This window comes from Actinoplanes sp. CA-131856, from assembly GCF_050956135.1.
GTDB lineage: Bacteria > Actinomycetota > Actinomycetes > Mycobacteriales > Micromonosporaceae > Actinoplanes.
In genome coordinates this window covers 832,412-852,625 of sequence record NZ_CP191849.1, presented here as the reverse complement: position 1 = coordinate 852,625, position 20,214 = coordinate 832,412, and the positions used below count along the sequence as shown (strand labels likewise).

Below are 20,214 nucleotides of genomic sequence, written 5' to 3'. Positions count from 1 at the left end.
TTCACCTGCTCCGTGGCGCCACAACCGTAGAAGCGGTCAGACTAACTGGCGATATCGATCTTGTAGATGTCCACCTTGGCGAACAGGTCCATGGTCACGTCGGTGACCCGCTCCGAGTGTCCGAAGACGTTCTGGCTGAACCGCAGCGGCAGCACCGGCATGTCCTGGGCCAGGATGTCCTCGGCGTTCTGCCAGTACTTCGTGGCCTGCGCGATCGTCGGCGCCTCGGAGCCCTGCTTGACCAGGTTGTCGAACGTCGTGTTCTTGTAACCGCCGTAGTTCGAGGAGCCGTCGCTGGTGTACAGCGGGCCGAGGTAGTTCTCCATCAGCGGGTAGTCCATCGACCAGGCGAGGCGGTACATGCCGACGTCCTCGTGGGCGCGGACCTTGGCCAGCAGGTCGGTCAGCTTGGGCACGGTGACGCCCACACAGTTGACGCCGAGCGCCGACTTGATCTGGTTGCACATCGCGTCGATCCAGGGCTTGTGGCCGCCGTCCGCGTTGTACGTGATCTTGATTTCCCTCGGGCCGTTCGCGGCGTCGTACATCTGCCGGGCCTTGACGGGGTTGTACTCGCAGTTCTGCTTGCAGGTGTCCTTGCGGGCGTCCTGGAGCACGGGCGAGACGAACGAGGTGGCGGGGGTCTCCGAGCCGAGGAAGACCTGCTCGGTCATCTCCTCACGGTTGATCGCCATCGAGATGGCCCGCCGCACCTGCGGGCTCTTGTACTTCGCGTCGTACATCGGGAAGGCGACGAACGCGAAGCCGGAGCTCGGGCTCTTGAGGAAACGCGGGCCCAGGTCGCCGGAGGCCTGCGAGAGGCTCTCGACGGGGATCTGGGTCTCGACGTCGAGGTTGCCCGCCACCAGGTCGTTGTACTGCGTCGTCAGGTCCTGGTAGATCTTCCAGGTGATGCCGTTGACCTTGGGGATCGTGCCCTTGAAGTCGGCGACCTTCTCGACCTGGATCTGCTGGTCGTGCTGCCACTTGCCCTTGATCTTGAAGGGCCCGTTGCCGATCGGCGCGTCGGCGAACTCCTTCTTGAGCACGCCCTCGCTCTCCCACGCCGCCTTCGGCAGCGGGTAGAACGCGTCGTAGCCCATCACCGACTCCCAGCCGGCGAAGCCCGCGGAGAGCGTGACCGTGAAGGTGGTGTTGTTGACCTTCTTGAGGCCGCTCAGCGTCTTGGCCTTGGGCTCGGGCGCCTCGGCCGGGCCCTCGTCGTCCGGGTCCTTGGACTGGAGGTCGGCGAAGCCCTGGATCCGGCTGTAGAAGTACGACGCGAGCTGGCCGTTCGGGCCGTACGCCCCGTAGTTCCAGGCGTTGATGTAGTTGTCTGCCGTGACCGGTTCGCCGTTGCTGAAGGTGAAGCCCGGCCGGAGCTTGATCGTCCAGACCCGGTTGCTCTTGTCGTGCGTGATCGACTGAGCGGCGACCACGTAGGGCTCGCTGTTCGCGTTGAATCGCACGAGCGGGTAGTACAGCGACGCCAGCACCTGCGAGCCGCCCGTTTCCACCACATTGGACGGGATCAGGCTCGTCGGCTCGACGATGCCGATGCTGATGCTGTTCGGCAGAGCTTCGGCGTCGTCCGAGGAACTACCGCTGCAGCCGGACGCCAACAAGACGATGGCGGCCGCTCCGGCCGCCATCTTCCATGGCATTTTCCCAGGCATGGGGTGGGTGCCTCCTTCAGGGGCGCTCACGGGGGTCGTGTGAGTCGCCAGCAACTGTGACACAGAGCCAATGACAGCCAAGGCCCCGTTACCAAGCCGATATTAGACAGGCCCGGTGCCACGCTTGCTCCCCGACCGGTTCTTCGATATAAGGAACCGTCTCTAGCTGGGAAAACGTCGTTCGGTGCACACGCCGCAACCCACCGCAGCGCTCGCTTTCGGACCGTTCAGACGAGCCGTCGATCCGCCGCCCAACGTGACAATTCGTAACGGTTGCTCATCTGGAGCTTGCGCAGGACGTTCGAGACATGCGTCTCGACGGTCTTGATCGAGATGAACAACTCCTTCGCGATCTCCTTGTACGCGTAACCGCGCGCCAACAGGCGCAGGACCTCGCGCTCGCGGTTGGTGAGCTGGTCGAGCTCCGGGTCGGCGACCGGCACGTCGGGCCGGGAGGCGAAGGCGTCGAGCACGAAGCCGGCCAGCCGCGGGCTGAAGACGGCGTCGCCGTCGGCCACCCGGCGGATCGCCGCCGCCAGCTCGTCCGGCGAGATCGTCTTGGTCACGTAGCCCCGGGCGCCGGCCCGGATCAGGCCGATCACGTCCTCGGCCGCGTCGGAGACGGACAGCGCCAGGAACCGCACGTGCGGATGGGTGCGCCGCATCGCGTCGAGCACCGCGCGGCCACCACCGTCGGGCATGTGCACGTCGAGCAGCACCACGTCGGGCTCGGCCGCCGCGATCTTGCTGACCGCCTCGGCCACCGTGCTGGCCTCGCCGATGACGTCGACGTGCGCGCCGAGCTCGGCGCGCACTCCCGCGCGGAACATCGCGTGGTCGTCCACCAGGAAGACGGTGAGCCGCCGGCTCTCGCTCGCGGGCTCGGTCATCGTGCTGCCTCCTTACCGGCCGTCACGCTGTCCCGCGACACGGGAAGCGTCAGCCGGACCTCTGTGCCGTCGCCGACGGCGCTGCGGATCTCCGCCTTGCCGCCGTGACGCTGCATCCGTCCGATGATCGAGCCTCGCACGCCGTGCCGCGACTCCTGCACACCCTGGAGCTCGAAGCCGGCGCCGCGGTCGCGGACGAAGACGCTGAGCTCGTCCGGCTCGACCTCGGCGTAGAGCGACACGGTCTGCACGCCGGCGTGGCGGGCCGCGTTGACCAGGGCCTCACGCGCCGCGGCGACCAGGGCCGCCACCCGCTCGTCGCACTCGGTGTCGCCGACCACCACGGTCTCGACACTGATCGCGTAGGTGTCCTCGACCTCGGCCGCGGCCTGCTCGAGCGCGGCCGCGAACCGCTCGGTGGGCGACGCGGTCGGCTTGTAGAGCCAGTTGCGCAGGCTGCGCTCCTGGCCACGGGCCAGCCGCTGCACCTCTTTGATGTCGGCCGAGTTGCGCTGGATCAGGGCCAGCGTGTGCAGCACCTGGTCGTGGATCATCGCGGCCACCTCGGCCCGCTCCTGCTCACGGATGCGGCCCTCGCGCTCGGCCCGGAGCTGGTTGAACATGCGCCACAGCAGCGGAGCGGCCACCACGCCCACGCCGAGCAGGCCGACCAGCGCGAAGATCACGCCGTTGATGACCGAGGTGAGGCTGCCGGCCGGCGCATAGACCGCGACCACGCCGATGACGCCGGTCGCGACCAGCACGCCACCGCCGATGAAGCGCAGCAGGAAGAAACGCCTGTCGCTCTCGGCCACCACGGCGGCCAGCCAGGGCGTCTGCGGCATGTTGGCGCCCCACTGGCGACGCGTGGGGTCGGCCTGGTGCCAGATGATGCCGGCGCCGACCGCGACCACGGCGATCAGCCAGCCCACGGTGCCGGCCACGTTGTCCTCGAAGACCAGTGCCTGCAGCAGGATCACGCCGAGGCCGATGGCGCCGAACGGCAGCAGCATGGCCAGGTCGCGGCGCTTGGCCGGCTCGCCGGCGGCCGGGATCTGCTGGGGCAGCACGGCCCAGAAGGCCGCGTAGAGCAAAAGGCCGAGGCCGTTGAAGCCAAGCAGGACGACCAGGGCGATGCGCACGGCCAGCACGGGCACACCGAGGTGCTGCGCGAGCCCGGACGCGACGCCCGCGATGATGCGGTGGTCGCGCGGCCTGGACAGGCGGCGGGTGGGCGGTGCGGCGGCGGCGCTGATGGCTCCTCCTCGGTTGTGTCCCTCCGATCGTCACACGTTCCGGCCGCGCGGACCACGGGGAACTTCCCCTGGTATCCGGCGGCCCGGATCTCAGGGTGGCCTCAGGGTCGCCGCCGGAAGCGTCTCGGGTGCCCGAGGGGCGAGGATCGATGCCATGAACGAGGAAGCTGCCGAACCGCAGGGCGCCCCCACACAGGGAACTCAGGCCCCTCCCACCGCGGACCGCAACGCCCCGCCGTGGGCCGGTGGGCCGCCCTTCTCACGGGACAAGCTGGTCCGCCCGCGTCAGGGCCGCTACCTGGCCGGCGTCTCCGGCGCCCTGGCCCGGGCCACGAACACCGACCCGGTGCTGTGGCGCGTGCTGTTCGCCGTGCTCGGCGTGATCAGCGGTGTCGGCGTGCTGCTCTACCTCATCGGCTGGCTGATCATCCCGGCCGAGGGCGACACCGCCTCGCCGATCGAGTCGCTGCTCGGCAAGGGCCGGGCCGGCATGACCCCGATCTCGGTGGTGGTCCTCGGTGGCGCGGCCGTGCTCTCGTTCGCCTTCATCGTGCAGGACGGGGTGCGGGCCAGCCTGCTGGCCTGCGCGGTCATCTTCGGCGCGATCATCCTGATCAAGCGGTCGAGCTCCCACTCGTCCGCCACACCTCCGCCGCCGCCCCCGTCCGACCCGTTCCCGGCGGCCGGCTTCGGCACCGCGGAGTTCGCCGCGCCGCCCGCGGCTCCGGAAAAGACCGCTGACCCGGCGCCCACGGCCACGTCGCCCGCGGCCGCCGAGCCGCCCGTCGAGCCGGTCACCGCCCCGATCCCGCCGGTCGAGACGCCGGCTCCCCCGACGTCGGCGTTCGCGCCGCCCTTCGCGCCGCCGCCCGGCGCCTATCGGCCTCCGTTCGCGCCCCATGGGCCGTACGCCCGGCCCACACCGGCCACCTATCCACCCGGACCTCCGGCACCGCCCGCCCCCAAACCGCCGAAAAAGCCGAAGGAACGCTCCAAGCTGGGCCGCCTCACCTTCTTCGCGCTGATCGTGGTGATGGGCGTGATGGCCGCGATCGACACCGCCGGCGCCAGCATCGCCGTCTCGGCCTACTTCGCGGCGGCGCTGGCCACCATCGCGGCCGGCCTGATCGTCGGCACCTGGCTCGGCCGGGCCCGCGGCCTGATCGCGCTCGGCCTGATCGCCACGATGGGCCTGTTCGCCTCGACCGGCTCCGAGCGCTGGGGCGACGACGTGGCCAACAGCGTCTACCGGCCGACCACCCTGACCCAGGTCGCCGACCGGTACGACTTCACACTGGGCGACGCCACCATCGACCTCCGGCAGATCGACTTCGCCGGGCAGCAGCAGACGATCACCGTGAACATGAAGTTCGGCCAGGTGCGGGTGCTGCTGCCGCCGACCGTCGACGCGACCGCGTCCCTCCAGGTCCAGAACGGCCGGGCCGAGGTCTTCGGCAAGACCTTCGAGGGCGAGTCGCTCAGCAACGAGGACCTGACCGACCTCGGCCCCGACGGGGCCGGAGGCGGCACGCTCAAGCTCGACCTGCGGCTCGACGCGGGCAACCTGGAGGTGCACCGATGAGGCCACACCGCGCCGACGGCGTCTCGCTCAGCTTCGGCATCCTGTTCCTGCTCGTGGTCGCCTGGTGGGCGGTGTCGGCGGTGGTCACCGTCCACCTGCCCGCGGTGGGCTGGCTGGTGGCCGGCGGCCTGATCGTCTTCGGCGTGATCGGCCTGCTCGGCGCGCTCCGGTCGGCCCGGGGCGCCACGCCCGAGCCGGTCATGGCGACCGCCGTGCCGGCCGAGGCGCCGGCGCCGGAGATCCCCGGCGACCTCCCGCCGGAGATGCACGCGTCGATCGTCCGGGAGCTCCTCGAAGAGCCGTCCGAGCGGTTCACCAAGGAGCACCCCGCGTCACCGGAGAAGTAGCCCCATATGCTCGTTGCCATGACGTACCCCGTGGTGTCCAACGCTCCGATCGCCGGGGTCGGCCCCGTCGCCGCCCGGGCCCTGACCGCCGAGTTCGCCCGGCACAACGCGCCCACCACCGCCCTGGTGTTCGCCGCCGACCACGCCACCGAGGTGGTGGCGGCCGCGGTCGAGGCCCTGCTGCCGGCCGACAAGCTGACCCTGGTGGCCGGCGAGCGCAGCACGGCCGACCTGCTGCGCGACCACATCACCGGGCTGGGCAGCTGGATCGCCGACCGGGTGCGGGTGGTCGACGCGCTCGAAGACGCCGAGCCGGCCGACGTGGTGATCGTGGGCGAGCCGCTCACCGGCACCGCCGACGAGGTCCGGGTCCTGCTCGACCGCCTGGGGAAATATCTGAACGAGGGCGCCGTGCTGACCGTGGCCACCCCGGCCACGCCGGGCCGCACCGGTGGGGCGGCGGCCGAGCTGTTCCGGCAGGGCGCGCTGTTCGGTGTCGGCTCCGACCTGGTGCTGCGCAACCAGCCGCCGCTGCGGGTGCACAAGCTGCGGTTCACCGCGGCCGACCCGCGGGTGGCGGCCACGCTCGCCCCGGCCTACCGGCCGTCCAGCGTGCCGGTGACCCGCTCGATGCACATCGACTCCAACGGCGTGGCCGCCGCCGGCATCGCGCTCGGACTGGCCGCGCTGGCCCGCCGGGCCCGGCCCAAGTCGAAGCTGTGGCTGCTGCCGGCGCTGGCCGCGGCCCCGGTCGCGGCGTTCTTCCGCGACCCCGAGCGCGACGTGCCGGACGACGCCTCGGCCGTGGTGGCCGCGTCCGACGGGCGGGTGCTGTCGGTCGAGCGGATGACCGACGAGCGTTTCGGCGGTGGCGAGTTCCTGCGGATCGCGGTCTTCCTGTCGGTCCTCGACGTGCACGTCAACCGGGTGCCGGTGGCGGGCCGGGTGTCCGACTTCTTCGTCGAGGAGGGCGGCTACGCGAACGCGATGACCGCCGCGGCCGAGCACAACGTGGCCGCCTACACGGTGCTCGACACCGAGCGCGGCACGGTCGTGGTGGCCCAGCGGACCGGTCTGATCGCCCGTCGCATCGTGCAGCGCACCCCGGTCGGCACGCTGGTCGCCAAGGGCGAGCGGATGGGCCTGATCCGGTTCGGCTCCCGCACCGACGTCTACCTGCCGGCCGGGGCGGCCGAGCCGCTGGTCGCCGTCAACGACAAGGTCATCGGCGGTTCTTCGGTGATCGCCCGCTGGCTCTGACTTCCGGATATGAAAAAGGCCGCCTCTCGGCGGCCTTTTCCTTACGCGGTTGTTCTCTGGCGCATCCAGAGGACCGGGCCACTGAGCAGGTACGCCACCACGACCATCACGAAGGTCAGACGGGCGTCGACCAGGGCACCGACGATCGGCAGCAGCCACAGCCAGGCCGGAAGCCGCAGGAGGCGGGCCAGTTTGGCGTACGGGAAGCTCGACACCATGGCGAAGGCCAGCAGTGCCACCCCGCCGAGCAGGGCCAGGCCCGGAAGCGGCAGGCCGATCAGCACGGACACCGCGAGGACCGCGGCCACCATGGTGGTCGGCACGCCGCAGAAGAACTTGCCGTCCTTGGGCGAGACGTTGAAGCGGGCCAGCCGGATCGCGGCGCAGGCCGCGACGAGCACGCAGGCCACGGCGGCGGCCGGGGTCGGCACCGTGTGGGCCAGCGAGGCGTAGACCACGACGGGCGCGGCCAGGCCGAACGAACACATGTCGGCCAGCGAGTCCATCTGGGCGCCGAACGGGCTGGAGACGCCGAGCTTGCGGGCCAGCGCGCCGTCGAGGCCGTCGAACGCGACGCAGGCGACCAGGCAGGCGGCGGCCAGGCGGACGTCGCCGTGCATCGCCAGGAAGATCGCCGTCAGGCCGAGGGCCAGGCTGGCGATGGTGCAGCCGTTGACGATGGCGAACCGCACCTTGCGGGCGGCGGTGTGCTCGCCGGGCAGCAGGGAGACCTCCGCGGCCTCCTCGGTGACGACCGACGGGATCGCCAGGTGCGGAGCGGCCGGCCCGAGGACCCGCCCGTGCTCGGCACCGGTGTAGATGACTTCTGCCCTGGTGGCGGTGGCGGCTCGGCCGGACTCAGCGTTCCGGCGGCCGACCCGCACCATCAGGGCCTGCCGCGCGATGGTTCCTCCGCGGCGCAGACGGCCTGCCCAACGACGACCGGCGGGACGGGGGCTATCCGTCGACCGACGCCGGCGCCAAGGGGATCTCGGCACGTGCTTCCTCCATGGGATAGGTGGCCCACCTGCATGTTTGCGGTGGGTTGTGGCCCGGTAGCCCGCCGCACACGCGGACCGGGGAAATTCGCGGTGTACACCATCGCACAGCCGGACGACCTTGGCGAGAAGTCGATCGACAGTCGTTGGCAGGTGCTCCTCCGGGTCTTTCCTTGGCCGGGTGGGTCCGGGAGGGTCGTTCTCGCGGCCCGTCCCGGATAACGATTCTAACTCGCCCGTTCCGCCCCGATTCGGGCTACGGCGACGGCCGCCGGTTCGGTGAGCGCCAGCCGCCCGGCCTCGGCCAGCGTGAACCAGCGGGCCTCAGCGGTCGAACCGTCGACCTCCTTGACCACCGGTTCGGTCGGCGTGTCGACCTCTACCCGGAACAGAACCCGGATGACATGCCAGTCGACCGGCACCCCTTCGGGCCCCACGGCCGCCGGGTCATACCGGTGCGAGATCTCCACCAGCCCGGTCACCCGCCCGTGCTGTCCGGTCTCCTCGAAGACCTCCCGGGCCAGAGCCACCTCAGGCGTCTCCCCGTGATCGGTGCCCCCACCCGGCACATGCCAGCGCCCCGCCCCGGGATATCCCTCGGCGATCCGCGTGAGCAGAATTCGCCCTTCCGGGTCCGAAGCCGCCCCATAGGCCCCAAACCGCTGCACCGGCCCAGTCCGCGCCGGCTCTGCGCCCGCGGCCGCAGCCTCGCCAGCGCCCGCTTCCCTGAGTCCACCTCCATCAACCCCGCCCATTTCGCCCGACTTTTCGGAAATGTTGGGCGAAGGGGAGTTAGGGGTGAGGTCGAGGGCGGCTGCGGTGAACGGCATCAAGGGCAGGGCGGCGGGGTCGGCGACCCACTCGACGAGCTCGGTGGTGCCCTCGGCCTCGTTGCGCAGGGTGCCGGCGGTGGCGGTGACGTCGTAGATGATGCGGTCGGTGTGTTCCAGGTGGCCGCTCGACAAGGGGAAGACGTCGGCTGTGACTGCGTGCAGCGCGTCGAGGCGTACCTCTAAACCGGTCTCCTCGGCGAACTCTCGCACCACCGCGTCGGCCGGGTGCTCGCCCTGCTCGACGCCGCCGCCGGGCAAGGTCCACAAGCCGGGGAACTCGCTGCGCGGCGAGTTCCGGGCGAGGAGCACCCGCCCGGCCTCGTCGCGGCAGATTCCGTAGGCCCCGACGCGTCTGATCTTCACTCGATCAGATTAGCCGCGCCTTTCGCAGCGCCTCCGCCGTCACTTCGGTCAGCTCGTCCTCGGCCAGGTCGGCCACCTGCTTGACCGGCATCCAGCGGGCCTCGGAGGTCGAACCGCCGACGTCCTTGACGATCACCTCGGTCGGGGCGTCGACGATCACCCGGTAGAAGGCGCGCACGCCGTGCCAGTCGATCGGGTAGCCCTCGGGACCGAGCGACGCCGCGTCGCGGTGGCTGGCCACGCCCAGCAACTCCACCAGCCGGCCCTCCTGGCCCGTCTCCTCGACGAGCTCGCGGATCAGCGCCGTGCCGGGCTGCTCGCCGTAGTCGGTGCCGCCGCCGGGCAGGTGCCAGCGGCCCTCACCCGGATAGCCGGGCGCGATGCGGGTCAGCAGGAGGCTGGTGTCCTGCGGGTCGGTGGCGATGGCGTACGCCGCGAAGCGCTGGGCCCGATGCAGCCCGTCCGGGCCGGGATAGGCGTAGAAGGACGGGAACGTGGGCGCCGGCTCGGGCCGTAGGTCGGCCGAGGCGCCGCCCAGGCCGAGGGCGTTCGCCGTGAACTGCCGCAGCTTGAGACGCTCGGCCTCTTCCAGCGTGTGCCAGCGGGCCAGGTCGGTGGGGTGGCCGACGCGGTCCACGAGCGTCCCACCCCTGATCGACACCTCGTAGATGAGGCGGTCGGTGTGGATCGTGACGCCACGGTGCGGCAGCGCGCGCATGTCGGCCAGGACGTCGCGCAGGCCGGAGACGGCCACCGACAGTCCGGTCTCGGCGGCCGTCTCGCGGACGACGGTGTGATTGGGATCTTCGCCGTGGTCGACGGCGCCACCGGGCAGGGACCAGACGCCCGGCGTGCCGGACTTACTGGAGGCCCGGACCAGCAGCACGCGGCCCTCGTCGTCTCGGGCGACGGCGTAGGCGGCGATCCGGCGGAGCGGTTCGAGTGCGGGGGTCACGGGCGGCATTCTGCCCGGAATATGTTAACTGCAGAAAACATCTGTCGGATTCCTGACAGGGTGCTCGCGCTGAGTAATCCCTGATCAGAGCGTTGCTCCGAACAACGTGCACTAGATCGACCACGACCCGTAACCATCATTTCAGGGTACGTATCCGGGCCTTCACCGAGGTCGTAGGGCCTCGCCCAGTCCCACTATGGGGGCATGAACGAGGCACCCTACAAGCTCCTGCGCCGCCCCAAGGACGACCGTGTCGGGGCCGGCGTGTGCAGCGGCATCGGCCGCTACTTCGGCATCGACCCGGTGCTGGTCCGGGTCGCCTTCGTCGTGCTGGCCGCCGCCACCTGGGGCGCGGCCCTGCTCGCCTATCCCCTGATGTGGTTCCTGATGCCGGAAGAGTGGTGAGCGGTCACTCCCACTCGATGGTGCCCGGCGGCTTGCTCGTCACGTCGAGCACGACCCGGTTGACCTCACGGACCTCGTTGGTGATCCGGGTCGAGATCTTGGCGATCACGTCGTAGGGCAGGCGGGACCAGTCGGCGGTCATGGCGTCCTCGCTCGACACCGGCCGCAGCACCACGGGGTGACCGTAGGTGCGCCCGTCGCCCTGCACGCCGACGCTGCGCACGTCGGCCAGCAGCACCACCGGGAACTGCCAGACGTCACGGTCGAGGCCGGACGCGGTCAGCTCCTCGCGGGCGATCAGGTCAGCCGCGCGGAGCAGGTCGAGCCGCTCCCGGTCGACGGCGCCGATGATGCGGATGGCCAGGCCCGGGCCGGGGAACGGGTGGCGCTGGACGATCTCGTCGGGCAGGCCCAGCTCCCTGCCGAGCGCCCGCACCTCGTCCTTGAAGAGGGTGCGCAGCGGCTCGATCAGCGCGAACTGGAGGTCGTCGGGCAGGCCGCCCACGTTGTGGTGCGACTTGATGTTGGCCGTGCCGGTGCCGCCGCCGGACTCCACCACGTCGGGGTAGAGGGTGCCCTGCACGAGGAACTCGACATGGCGCTCGGCGTCGAGCTCGCGGGCCGCGGCCTCGAAGGCGCGGATGAACTCACGGCCGATGATCTTGCGCTTCTGCTCGGGGTCGGTCACCCCGGCCAGGTGGCCCAGGAACGTGTCGGCCGCGTCGACCACCTTGAGCCGGATGCCCAGGGCGGCCGCGAAGTCCTTCTCGACCTGCTCCGCCTCGCCCGCGCGCAGCAGGCCGTGGTCGACGAAGACGCAGGTCAGCTGGTCGCCGATGGCCTTGTGGACGAGCGCGGCGGCGACCGCCGAGTCGACACCACCGGAGAGGCCGCAGATCACCTGCTTGTCGCCGACCTGCTCGCGGATCACGGCCACCTGCTCGTCGATGATGTTCGAGGAGGTCCAGGTGGGCTCGATGCCCGCGATGTCGTACAGGAAACGCTTGAGCATCTCCTGTCCCTGCACCGTGTGCGCCACCTCGGGGTGGAACTGCACACCGGCCCGCTTGGCCGTCAAGTCCTCGAACGCGGCCACCGGGGCGCCCGGCGTCGACGCGGTCACCGCGAAGCCCTGCGGGGCCACGGCCACGCTGTCGCCGTGGCTCATCCAGACCGGCAGGTCGTCGGGGAGCTCGCGCAGCAGGGTGCCGCCCTGCGCGCTGAGCAGGGTGCGACCATACTCCCGGGAGCCGGTGTGCGCGACCGTGCCGCCCAGCGCCTGCGCCATGGCCTGGAAGCCGTAGCAGATGCCGAAGACGGGCACGTCGTTGTCGAACAGGCTCGGGTCGAGCACGGGCGCGCCCGGCTCGTAGACGCTGGACGGGCCGCCGGACAGGATGATCGCGGCCGGGTTCTTCGCCAGCATCTCGGCGACCGGCATCGAATGCGGGACGATCTCCGAGTAGACCCGCGCCTCGCGGACGCGGCGGGCGATCAGCTGGGCGTACTGGGCGCCGAAGTCGACGACGAGAACGGGGCGGGGTGTACTCACCCCGAGAGTTTACCTAGAGCGCCTGCAGGGCCCGGAGAGCGTCGACCCGGCCCGACGGCATGGTCTTGGTGGCGACGATGGCCGCACGGATCCGGGCGGCGGTCGGCTGCGACGGTGACGAGGCGAGCAGGCCGGCCACGCCGGCGATGAACGGGGCGGCCGACGAGGTGCCGCAGTACTGGCCGATCGCGCCCGACGGACCCTGGGCCGGGTTGCAGCCGGGGGCGGTCACGTCGACCCACGAGCCGTAGTTGGACCAGCTGTAGCGGGCGCCGGTGGAGGTGACGCCGCCGACGGCCAGGACCGACGGGATGGCCGCCGGATAGTGCGGGGCCGAGACGCCCTTGTTGCCGGCCGCCGCGACGATCAGGGCGCCCTTGCCCTCGGCGTAGCTCACCGCGTCGCGCAGGAGGCTGCTGTCGGCGTTGCCGCCCAGCGACAGGCTGATGACGCGCGCGCCACGGTCGGCCGCGAAGCGGATGCCCTGGGCGATGGCGGTGTAGCTGCCGCTGCCCTTGGCGTTGAGCACCTTGACCGGCAGGATGCGGCAGTTCCAGCAGATGCCGGCGATGCCGGTGCGGTTGGCGCCGCCCGCGGCGACCACGCCGGCCGCCATCGTGCCGTGGCCGTTGTCGTCGGCCGGGTTGTTGTCGCCGTTGACGAAGTCGTAGCCGGGCAGCATGCGGGTGCGCAGGTCGGGCAGCGGGTTCACGCCGGTGTCGAGCACGGCGACGATCACCCGCGTGTTGCCGCGAAGGGTGTTCCACACCTGGTCGACGCGCGTCTGCTTGAGGCCCCACTGGGTCGAGAAGGCCGGGTCGTTCGGCTTCGACCAGCCGTCGGCCGAGGCCATCGCGGCGTCCCCGGTGGGCGCCACGAACATCGCGGCGCCGGCCAGCAGACCAGCGAAGAGCTTTCCGACCCGACCAAGCACGCGAGAACCTCCACAGCGAAAGGGAGCCGGCCTGAGTGGCCGGCTCCCTTCACTTCGGTTCGCTCACTGACCGTTCCGGTCCCTCCCGGTTGCGGTCAGGTTGTTCACCTCTTGTACGTGTACTTCGCCGAGAGGCCCGCGTTTCCGGCCTTGTCGTACGACCGCACCTGCACCGTGGTGTTGTTCGGCACCGAGGTCGCCTTGAAGGTGAACGGGGTGGTCGTCGACCGCACCTGCGACACCTTGCCGTTGATCAGCAGCTGGGTCACCTTGAGCCCGCGGGCGTCGGAGGCGGCGAACTTGATCGTCACGGTGCCGGTGATCTTCGAGCCGCTCTTCGGGGCCGAGGTGATCTTCACGACCGGGGCCACGTTGTCGACGATCACGGTGCGCTCGGACGGCTCGAACTTGTTGCCGGCCTTGTCCCAGACGACCATGCGGATCTTGGTCGGCCCGTTGTACGCGTTCGTGACGAGCGGGACGCTCCACGGCGCCTTGGCCGCGTAGCCCTTGTTGACGCCGTTGACGAACATCTGGACCAGCCGGATGCCCGACTTGTTGTCGGTCAGGCCACCCGCCGTGATCGTGGCCGTGCCACGGACCAGCGCGTTCTGCGACGGGATGATGCCCGTCGAACGCGGCGCCGTGACGTCGGTGTTGTAGGTCAGCGCGTGCGGAGCGTCGATCTTGCCGTAGTTGACGCCGGTGCCGCTGATCTTGTGCTGCGCGGCCGAGTTCTGCAGCGCGTTCATCAGCGACCAGCCGGTGAAGCTCGGGTTCTTCGCCTTGATCAGGCCGGCGATGCCGGACACGATCGGCGCCGCGAACGACGTGCCGTTGACCTGGTTGTTGTAGTTGCCGAACCGGTCCATGGCCGTCACGGTGCCGGGCGCCGCGAGGTCGACCCAGTTGTCACCGGCCTTGTTGCGGTAGGAGTACGAGGCCAGCGCGTTCGACCGCTGGGCGGTGGCGGCCACGGCCACCACGTCGCCGTAGGCGGCCGGGTACGAACGGTTGGTCAGCGGGTCGCTGGTGCTGACCCGGTTGCCGGCCGCGGCCACGACCAGCACGGCGTTCGTGTTGGCGTAGGCCACCGCGTCGGAGAGCACCTTCGACGAGGTGGGTCCGCCGAGCGACAGGTTGATCACCTTGGCGCCGTGCTGCACGGCCCAGGTGATGCCGGCCGCCACGTCGCTGTCCCAGCCGCCGCCCTGGCTGTCGAGCACCTTCACCGGGATGATCTGGCAGGTCCAGCAGAGACCGGCCATGCCCTTGGTGTTGTTGCCGCGGGCGGCGATCAGGGAGGCGACCTCGGTGCCGTGACCGGCGTCGTCGGCCGGGGACGAGTCTTTGTTGACGAAGTCGTAACCGGCCAGGACCGCGCCGCCGGCCAGATCGCCGACCGCGTTCACGCCGGTGTCCACGACCGCGATCTTCACGGGCGAGGCGCCGCCGGTCGTCGTGTCCCACGCCAGCGGGGCGCGGACCTCGTCGATCTCGGGCTGCTCGCCCTCCTGGTAGGCCTCGTCGTTCGGGACCAGCGTCGCCGTGCGCCGCTGGTCGACCTCGACGTAGGCCACGTTCGGGTCGTTGCGCAGGGCGGCGATCGTGGCCTTGCTGCGCGCGGCCGGAACCTGCACGGTCGACGCGCGGATCTGGTCGAGGGCCGCGCTGTCGGTGGACGCGTTGAGCTTGCGGGCGCCGGCCGCGGAAAGAGTGTTGGTGGCCGCGACGCGGTTGGCGCCGTCCTTGTAGCCGACGACCAGGCGCACGGGCGAGCCCGACTGCGGCGTGTCGGCCAGGGCCCAGGTGGTCACGCTCGTCATCGCCACGACGACGGCCGTGCCGATTGCGCCGACGGTGATCCGTCGTTTGGTGAGCTTCATCGAAGCTGCCTCCCCCGTTGATGGCGGCGGCCAGCGTACGGCCGTTCGGGTGAATCGCAATGACCTGTTTCACAGTGCGGGACACCGCGGGCGTTGAGCTGGTGATCATCCTCAATTACTGTTCCGCCATGCGGAACAGCAGGCTTGGTCTATGGATCGGCGCGGCGATCGCGCTGGTTCTGCTCGTCGGCGGCGGCATCGCCTGGGCGGTCCGATCGGGCGACGAGCCCGCGGCCGCGCCGGCCCCGGCGCTCTCGATCGAGCCGACGACCACGCCACCCACCACCGCCCCCACCACCCCGCCGCCGTCGCCCGGCGCCGACATCACCGGCCCGCTCGACCTGCTGCTGATCGGTGTGGACACCCGGGTCAGCATCCCCGACTGGCAACCGCACGCCGACGCGATCATGCTGCTGCACGTCGAGCCCGGGCTGAAGAAGGCCTACCTCTACTCCCTGCCCCGCGACCTGCGGGTGAGCTACAGCGGCGGCACCCACAAGCTCACCGAGGCGATGAGCCGGGGCGCCGGCGACAAGCGGGACGTCAAGCAGGGCTACGCGCTGCTCTCGAAGACGATCAGCCAGTACACCGGCATCAAGGAGTTCCAGGCCGGCGCTGTCCTCAACTTCGGCGGCCTGGAGCGGCTCACGGCCCGGCTCGGCGGGGTCGACCTGGTGATCGACCAGACGGTCAAGTCACGGCACCGCAAGCCGGACGGCACCCTGCGGCCGCTCTCCGGCGGCGACTACATCGGGCCGCAGGCGGTCTATCAGGCCGGCCGGCGGCACCTGAACGGCTGGCAGGCGATCGACTACGCCCGTCAGCGCTACGGCCTGCCCAACGGCGACTACGACCGGCAGCGGCACCAGCGGCAGCTGGTCTCGGCCCTGTTCGACAAGGCGCTGAGCCGCGACCTGGCCGACGACCCGGCCGCCCTGGAAAACATCATCGAAGCGCTCGACGACACGCTGGTCTACCTCGGCGGGCGGCGGCCGGTCGAGTACGCGTACGCGCTGAGGAATTTGACCGCGAAGAACATCACCCGGGTCACCCTGCCCGGCGACGGCGTCTCCGGAAGCAGCGGCTATCTCGGCGAGCGGCTGACCTCCGAGGGCAAGGGCTTCGTCACCGCCGTCGCCCAGGGCCGGGCCGCCGGCTATCTCGCAAGCCACCCCAAGCTGGTCGACAAGTAGGGCCTACGGCTTCGGCGGCTTGGTCTTCTCGAAGAGCCACTTCTGGAAGAAGCCGTCGAGCTGCTTGCCCGAGACCTGCTCGGCCAGGGCGATCAGGTCGTCGGTGGTGGCGTTGCCGTCGCGATGCTGGGTGGTCCACTGCTTGAGCAGCTTGTCGAAGGCGGCATCGCCGATGGTCTTGCGGAGCGCGTAGACGGTCATGCCGCCGCGCTGGTAGACGGCGTCGCCGAAGATCCGGTTGGCGCCCGGGTCGCCGGTCGTCTCGTTCGTCTGGAGCCAGCCGTAGTTCTCGTAGGTGTCGTCGAAGGCCTGCTCGACGGTCTGCACCTTCTCGTGCTCGTCCCACAGCCACTCGGCGTACGTGGCGAAGCCCTCGTTGAGCCAGATGTCCTGCCAGCGGTCGAGGGCCACACTGTCGCCGAACCACTGGTGGGCCAGCTCGTGGGCGACGACGGTCTCGTTCTCGCCTCCGCTGAAGAACGACGGGCCGTACACCGGCCGGGTCTGCGTCTCCAGGGCGTAGCCGATCCGCTGCTCGTCGACGACCACACCGCCGTTGGCGTCGAACGGGTAAGGGCCGAACTTGGTGGCCAGGAAGTCGGTGATCTCGCCGGTCTTGGCGATCGACACCGCGGCCGGCCCGTCGGCCGGCAGCGACTCGGCGACCGCGGTGATCATCGGCTTGCCGCCGTGGGTCGCCCTGGTGATCCGGTACTGGCCGATCACCACGTAGGACAGATAGCTGGCCATGGGCGAGCTCTCGGTCCAGGTCCACGTGGTCCAGCCGCCGTCATTCCTGGGCGCGCCCTGCACGCCGTTGCTGATCGCCTCGAGCCCGGACGGTACGGTCATCTCCAGATGCCAGGTCGCCTTGTCCGAGGGGTGGTCGTTCACCGGATACCAGGTGCTGGCCGACTCGGGCTGGCCCAGCGCGATCGCGCCGGTCGGCGTCTCGAGCCAGCCGCCCTCACCCAGTGTGGCGTTGCCGAGCCGGGAGGGCTTCCCGCCGTACCGGATGACCGTGGTGAACTCGCGGCCACGGGCGATGCCGCCGGCCGGCGTGACGGTGAGCTCGGCCCCGGAGACCGATGAGGTCGCCTTGTCGCCGTCGACCGTCACGTCGCTCACGGCCAGTTTCGACAGGTCGAGATTGAACGACGACAGATCCTGGGTGGCGGTCGCGGTGATGGTGGCCGTGCCGGCGAGCTCGTCCGTCTTCGGATCGAACTTCACCTTCAGGTCGTACGCCCCGACGTCGTACCCGCCGTTGCCGTACTTCGGGAAGTAGGGATCGCCGGCCCCGTCGGCCCCGGCGGCTCCGGTGAACGAAGCACTGGCCGCCGGCGCGGGTTTGCCGTCGTCTCCCGAACACCCGCTCGCGGCCACCAGGGTGACCGCGAGCACCATCGCTGCACGCCTCATGGCGCGAGGTTAGCGGTCGAGGACCAGCGCGACTTTCTGGAACTCCTTGACGTCGCTGTAGCCGCACTTGGCCATCGCGCGCCGCAGCCCGCCGAACAGGTTGAGCTGACCGTCGGGCCGGTCGGCCGGGCCGAACAGCAGCTCATCGAGGGTGCCGTCGGGCTCACCGGCGATGCAGAAGCCACCCCGGGGCAGCTGCGGGTGACTGGCCGAGGAGTGCCACCAGGCCCCTCCGGCGGGCGCTCCCTCGGCCAGCGAGAGGGGCTCGCCGAGCATCACGGCGTCGGCGCCGCACCCGATCGCCTTAGCGATATCACCCGAAGTGGAGATGCCACCGTCCGCGATCAGGTGAACGTAGCGGCCGCCGGTCTCGTCCAGGTAGTCGCGGCGGGCGGCCGCGGCGTCGGCGATCGCGGACGCCATCGGCACCCGGATGCCGAGGACGGTGTCGGTGGTGGACCACTCGTCCGCGCCCACGCCGACGATCACGCCGGCGGCGCCGGTGCGCATCAGGTGCAGGGCGGTCTTGTAGTCCGTACAGCCGCCGACGATCACCGGCAGGTCGAGGTCGGCGATGAACTCCTTGAGGTTCAGCGGCTCGTCCGTGGTGGACACGTGCTCGGCGCTGACCAGGGTGCCCTGGATGACGAGCAGGTCGACGCCGGCGTCGAGCACCACCGGGGCCAGGGCCAGCGTGTGCTGCGGCGACACCCGGACGGCGACGGTGACGCCGCCCTCGCGCATGACCCGCACCCGCTCGGCGATCAGCTCGGGCCGGATCGGCTCGGAGTAGACCTCCTGGAGCCGCTTGGTGGCGTCGGCGTCCTCGTCGAGCGAGGCCAGCTCCTCGAGGATCTTGGTCGGGTCCTCGTACCTGGTCCAGAGGCCCTCGGCGTTGAGCACGCCCAGGCCGCCGAGCTGCCCCAGGGCGACCGCGGACTCCGGGCTCATGGTGGCGTCGGACGGATGCGCGACGCAGGGGATCTTGAAGGGGTACGCGTCGAGGCGCCACTCGGTGGACACGTCGTCCACGTCGCGGGTGCGCCGGCTCGGGACGATGGCGATGTCGTCCAGGTGGTAACCCCGCTGGGCGGTCTTGCCTAGACCGATCTCCACTACGTCGCGCATGCTCGAACTTCCTTTAGCGGGAGTGGTAGTTGGGTGCCTCTACCGTCATCTGGATGTCGTGCGGGTGGCTCTCCTTGAGGCCCGCCGCGGTGATCCGGATGAGCTGGCCGCGCTCCTGAAGGTCAGGAATCGTCTCGGCACCCGCGTAGCCCATGGCCAGGCGGACGCCGCCGACGAGCTGACCCACGACCCGCGACAGAGGACCACGATAGGGCACCTGGCCCTCGACGCCCTCGGGAACCAGCTTCTCCTCCGGCACGTCGTGCTGGAAATAGCGGTCCTTCGAGTACGACTTCGCCTGCCCCCGCGACTGCATGGCGCCCAGCGAGCCCATCCCCCGGTACGACTTGTACTGCTTGCCGTTCACGAAGATGAGGTCGCCCGGGCTCTCCTCGGAGCCGGCCAGCAGGCCACCCAGCATGACCGTGTCGGCACCGGCCACGATCGCCTTGGCGATGTCGCCGCTGTACTGGATGCCGCCGTCGGCGATCACCGGGACGCCGGCCGGGTGACATGCCCGCGCCGCCTCCATCACCGCGGTGATCTGCGGGACGCCGACACCCGCGACGATGCGCGTGGTGCAGATGGCGCCCGGGCCCACGCCGACCTTGACCGCGTCGGCGCCGGCCTCGACCATCGCCTTGGCGCCGGCGAAGGTGGCCACGTTGCCGCCGACGATGTCGGTGGCGGTGTCGCGCTTGAGCCGGGCGATCATGTCGAGCACCTGGCGCTGGTGACCGTGCGAGGTGTCCACGATGATCACGTCGACGCCGGCGTCGATCAGGCCGCGCGCCCGCTTGTAGGAGTCGTCGCCGACACCGACGGCCGCGGCGACCCGCAGCCGGCCCTGTGCGTCCTTGGTCGCGTCGGGGAACTGCTCGCTCTTGGTGAAGTCCTTGACCGTGATCAGCCCGCGCAGGCGGCCGCTGTCGTCGACCAGCGGAAGCTTCTCGATCTTGTGCTGCTGGAGCAGGCCGAGCGCGTCGTCCTTGCTCACCCCGACCGGCGCGGTGATCAGCGGCATCTTGGTCATGACGTCGCGGACCTTGGCGTCGGAGTCGGTCACGAAGCGCATGTCGCGGTTGGTCACGATGCCGACCAGGGTGCCGTCGGCGTCGGTCACCGGCACGCCGGAGATGCGGTAGCGGCCACAGAGCTGGTCGACCTCGCGCAGCGTGTCGTCCGGGCTGCAGGTGACCGGGTTGGTGATCATGCCGGACTCGGACCGCTTGACCAGGTCGACCTGGGCCGCCTGGTCCTCGGCGGAGAGGTTGCGGTGCAGCACGCCGATGCCGCCCTGGCGGGCCATCGCGATGGCCATGCGCGCCTCGGTGACGGTGTCCATCGCGGCCGAGAGCAGCGGGATGGTCAACTCGACGTTCCGAGTCAGGCGCGTCCTCGTGTTCACCCGGCTGGGCACGATGTCCGACTCACCGGGCTGGAGCAGCACGTCGTCGAAAGTCAGACCGAGCGGAACCGTACGAGCGGAATCTGTCTCCACGGAAAGCATCCCTAACTGCAAGAGGACGGATGG

General features: G+C 70.4%; 17 protein-coding genes. 5 read left to right on the top strand and 12 right to left on the bottom strand.

Annotated features, from left to right (window positions below; all coding sequences use genetic code 11):
- Positions 1 to 41 precede the first annotated feature (41 nt).
- The 3 genes from ACQP2X_RS04155 to ACQP2X_RS04145 all read right to left on the bottom strand — a co-directional run bounded on the left by ACQP2X_RS04155 (position 42) and on the right by ACQP2X_RS04145 (position 3,822).
- Complete coding sequence (locus ACQP2X_RS04155; protein ID WP_498694428.1) at positions 42 to 1,676, bottom strand: peptide ABC transporter substrate-binding protein; 1,635 nt, start codon at positions 1,674 to 1,676, stop codon at positions 42 to 44.
- A gap of 227 nt (positions 1,677 to 1,903) precedes the next feature.
- Positions 1,904 to 2,566, bottom strand: coding sequence for a response regulator (locus ACQP2X_RS04150; protein WP_498694426.1), 663 nt, complete (start codon positions 2,564 to 2,566; stop codon positions 1,904 to 1,906).
- Entirely contained in the window at positions 2,563 to 3,822 is a 1,260-nt protein-coding gene (locus ACQP2X_RS04145; protein WP_498700802.1) for a PspC domain-containing protein, read from the bottom strand. The genes ACQP2X_RS04150 and ACQP2X_RS04145 overlap by 4 nt, the downstream gene beginning before the upstream one ends.
- A gap of 154 nt (positions 3,823 to 3,976) precedes the next feature.
- Between ACQP2X_RS04145 and ACQP2X_RS04140 the strand changes: the two genes are divergently transcribed.
- From ACQP2X_RS04140 to ACQP2X_RS04130, 3 genes are read left to right on the top strand one after another with little or no spacing between them, the layout of a single operon-like run.
- Positions 3,977 to 5,404, top strand: coding sequence for a PspC domain-containing protein (locus ACQP2X_RS04140; RefSeq protein ID WP_498694425.1), 1,428 nt, complete (start codon positions 3,977 to 3,979; stop codon positions 5,402 to 5,404).
- A complete protein-coding gene (locus ACQP2X_RS04135; protein ID WP_498694423.1) occupies positions 5,401 to 5,751 on the top strand; it encodes a hypothetical protein in 351 nt (116 codons plus the stop codon). Before ACQP2X_RS04140 ends, ACQP2X_RS04135 begins: the two co-directional genes overlap by 4 nt.
- A gap of 18 nt (positions 5,752 to 5,769) precedes the next feature.
- Positions 5,770 to 7,011: a phosphatidylserine decarboxylase gene (locus ACQP2X_RS04130; protein ID WP_498694421.1), complete on the top strand. Its 1,242-nt coding sequence runs from the start codon at positions 5,770 to 5,772 to the stop codon at positions 7,009 to 7,011.
- A 41-nt stretch (positions 7,012 to 7,052) separates the two neighbouring features.
- On the opposite strand, the gene ACQP2X_RS04125 is transcribed toward ACQP2X_RS04130, so the two are convergent.
- The 3 genes from ACQP2X_RS04125 to ACQP2X_RS04115 form a co-directional block, all read right to left on the bottom strand.
- Complete coding sequence (locus ACQP2X_RS04125) at positions 7,053 to 7,934, bottom strand: CDP-alcohol phosphatidyltransferase family protein (protein WP_498700800.1); 882 nt, start codon at positions 7,932 to 7,934, stop codon at positions 7,053 to 7,055.
- 302 nt (positions 7,935 to 8,236) lie between these two features.
- Entirely contained in the window at positions 8,237 to 9,205 is a 969-nt protein-coding gene (locus ACQP2X_RS04120) for an NUDIX hydrolase (protein ID WP_498694420.1), read from the bottom strand.
- Positions 9,206 to 9,209: 4 nt separating this feature from the next.
- Positions 9,210 to 10,160, bottom strand: a complete 951-nt coding sequence (locus ACQP2X_RS04115; RefSeq protein WP_498694417.1) for an NUDIX hydrolase — start codon at positions 10,158 to 10,160, stop codon at positions 9,210 to 9,212.
- A 204-nt stretch (positions 10,161 to 10,364) separates the two neighbouring features.
- Between ACQP2X_RS04115 and ACQP2X_RS04110 the strand changes: the two genes are divergently transcribed.
- Positions 10,365 to 10,565 carry a PspC domain-containing protein gene (locus tag ACQP2X_RS04110; protein ID WP_097322703.1) on the top strand — a complete coding sequence of 67 codons (201 nt, stop codon included), beginning with the start codon at positions 10,365 to 10,367 and terminating at the stop codon, positions 10,563 to 10,565.
- Between the two features lie 4 nt (positions 10,566 to 10,569).
- On the opposite strand, the gene guaA is transcribed toward ACQP2X_RS04110, so the two are convergent.
- The 3 genes from guaA to ACQP2X_RS04095 form a co-directional block, all read right to left on the bottom strand.
- Positions 10,570 to 12,117 carry a glutamine-hydrolyzing GMP synthase gene (gene guaA / locus ACQP2X_RS04105; RefSeq protein WP_498694415.1) on the bottom strand — a complete coding sequence of 516 codons (1,548 nt, stop codon included), beginning with the start codon at positions 12,115 to 12,117 and terminating at the stop codon, positions 10,570 to 10,572.
- Positions 12,118 to 12,130: 13 nt separating this feature from the next.
- Positions 12,131 to 13,051: a S8 family serine peptidase gene (locus tag ACQP2X_RS04100; RefSeq protein ID WP_498694413.1), complete on the bottom strand. Its 921-nt coding sequence runs from the start codon at positions 13,049 to 13,051 to the stop codon at positions 12,131 to 12,133.
- 104 nt (positions 13,052 to 13,155) lie between these two features.
- Positions 13,156 to 14,937, bottom strand: a complete 1,782-nt coding sequence (locus ACQP2X_RS04095; protein ID WP_498694412.1) for a S8 family serine peptidase — start codon at positions 14,935 to 14,937, stop codon at positions 13,156 to 13,158.
- 128 nt (positions 14,938 to 15,065) lie between these two features.
- Between ACQP2X_RS04095 and ACQP2X_RS04090 the strand changes: the two genes are divergently transcribed.
- On the top strand, positions 15,066 to 16,130 hold the full coding sequence (locus tag ACQP2X_RS04090; RefSeq protein WP_498694410.1) for an LCP family protein: 1,065 nt from the start codon (positions 15,066 to 15,068) through the stop codon (positions 16,128 to 16,130).
- A 3-nt stretch (positions 16,131 to 16,133) separates the two neighbouring features.
- On the opposite strand, the gene ACQP2X_RS04085 is transcribed toward ACQP2X_RS04090, so the two are convergent.
- Genes ACQP2X_RS04085 through guaB form a run of 3 tightly spaced genes read right to left on the bottom strand, consistent with a single transcriptional unit; the run spans position 16,134 to position 20,190 of the window.
- Positions 16,134 to 17,552, bottom strand: a complete 1,419-nt coding sequence (locus ACQP2X_RS04085; protein WP_498694409.1) for a M1 family metallopeptidase — start codon at positions 17,550 to 17,552, stop codon at positions 16,134 to 16,136.
- A 9-nt stretch (positions 17,553 to 17,561) separates the two neighbouring features.
- Entirely contained in the window at positions 17,562 to 18,680 is a 1,119-nt protein-coding gene (locus tag ACQP2X_RS04080) for a GuaB3 family IMP dehydrogenase-related protein (protein WP_498694408.1), read from the bottom strand.
- 13 nt (positions 18,681 to 18,693) lie between these two features.
- On the bottom strand, positions 18,694 to 20,190 hold the full coding sequence (guaB, locus tag ACQP2X_RS04075; RefSeq protein WP_498694406.1) for an IMP dehydrogenase: 1,497 nt from the start codon (positions 20,188 to 20,190) through the stop codon (positions 18,694 to 18,696).
- Between the last annotated feature and the right edge of the window lie 24 nt (positions 20,191 to 20,214).

Coding starts and splice junctions, on each gene's coding strand:
- ACQP2X_RS04155 (WP_498694428.1), bottom strand. CDS start 1,676: ATGCCTGGGAAAATGCCATGGAAGATGGCGGCCGGAGCGGCCGCCATC.
- ACQP2X_RS04150 (WP_498694426.1), bottom strand. CDS start 2,566: ATGACCGAGCCCGCGAGCGAGAGCCGGCGGCTCACCGTCTTCCTGGTG.
- ACQP2X_RS04140 (WP_498694425.1), top strand. CDS start 3,977: ATGAACGAGGAAGCTGCCGAACCGCAGGGCGCCCCCACACAGGGAACT.
- ACQP2X_RS04135 (WP_498694423.1), top strand. CDS start 5,401: ATGAGGCCACACCGCGCCGACGGCGTCTCGCTCAGCTTCGGCATCCTG.
- ACQP2X_RS04130 (WP_498694421.1), top strand. CDS start 5,770: ATGACGTACCCCGTGGTGTCCAACGCTCCGATCGCCGGGGTCGGCCCC.
- ACQP2X_RS04110 (WP_097322703.1), top strand. CDS start 10,365: ATGAACGAGGCACCCTACAAGCTCCTGCGCCGCCCCAAGGACGACCGT.
- ACQP2X_RS04095 (WP_498694412.1), bottom strand. CDS start 14,937: ATGAAGCTCACCAAACGACGGATCACCGTCGGCGCAATCGGCACGGCC.
- ACQP2X_RS04090 (WP_498694410.1), top strand. CDS start 15,066: ATGCGGAACAGCAGGCTTGGTCTATGGATCGGCGCGGCGATCGCGCTG.
- ACQP2X_RS04085 (WP_498694409.1), bottom strand. CDS start 17,552: ATGAGGCGTGCAGCGATGGTGCTCGCGGTCACCCTGGTGGCCGCGAGC.
- ACQP2X_RS04080 (WP_498694408.1), bottom strand. CDS start 18,680: ATGCGCGACGTAGTGGAGATCGGTCTAGGCAAGACCGCCCAGCGGGGT.
- guaB (WP_498694406.1), bottom strand. CDS start 20,190: ATGCTTTCCGTGGAGACAGATTCCGCTCGTACGGTTCCGCTCGGTCTG.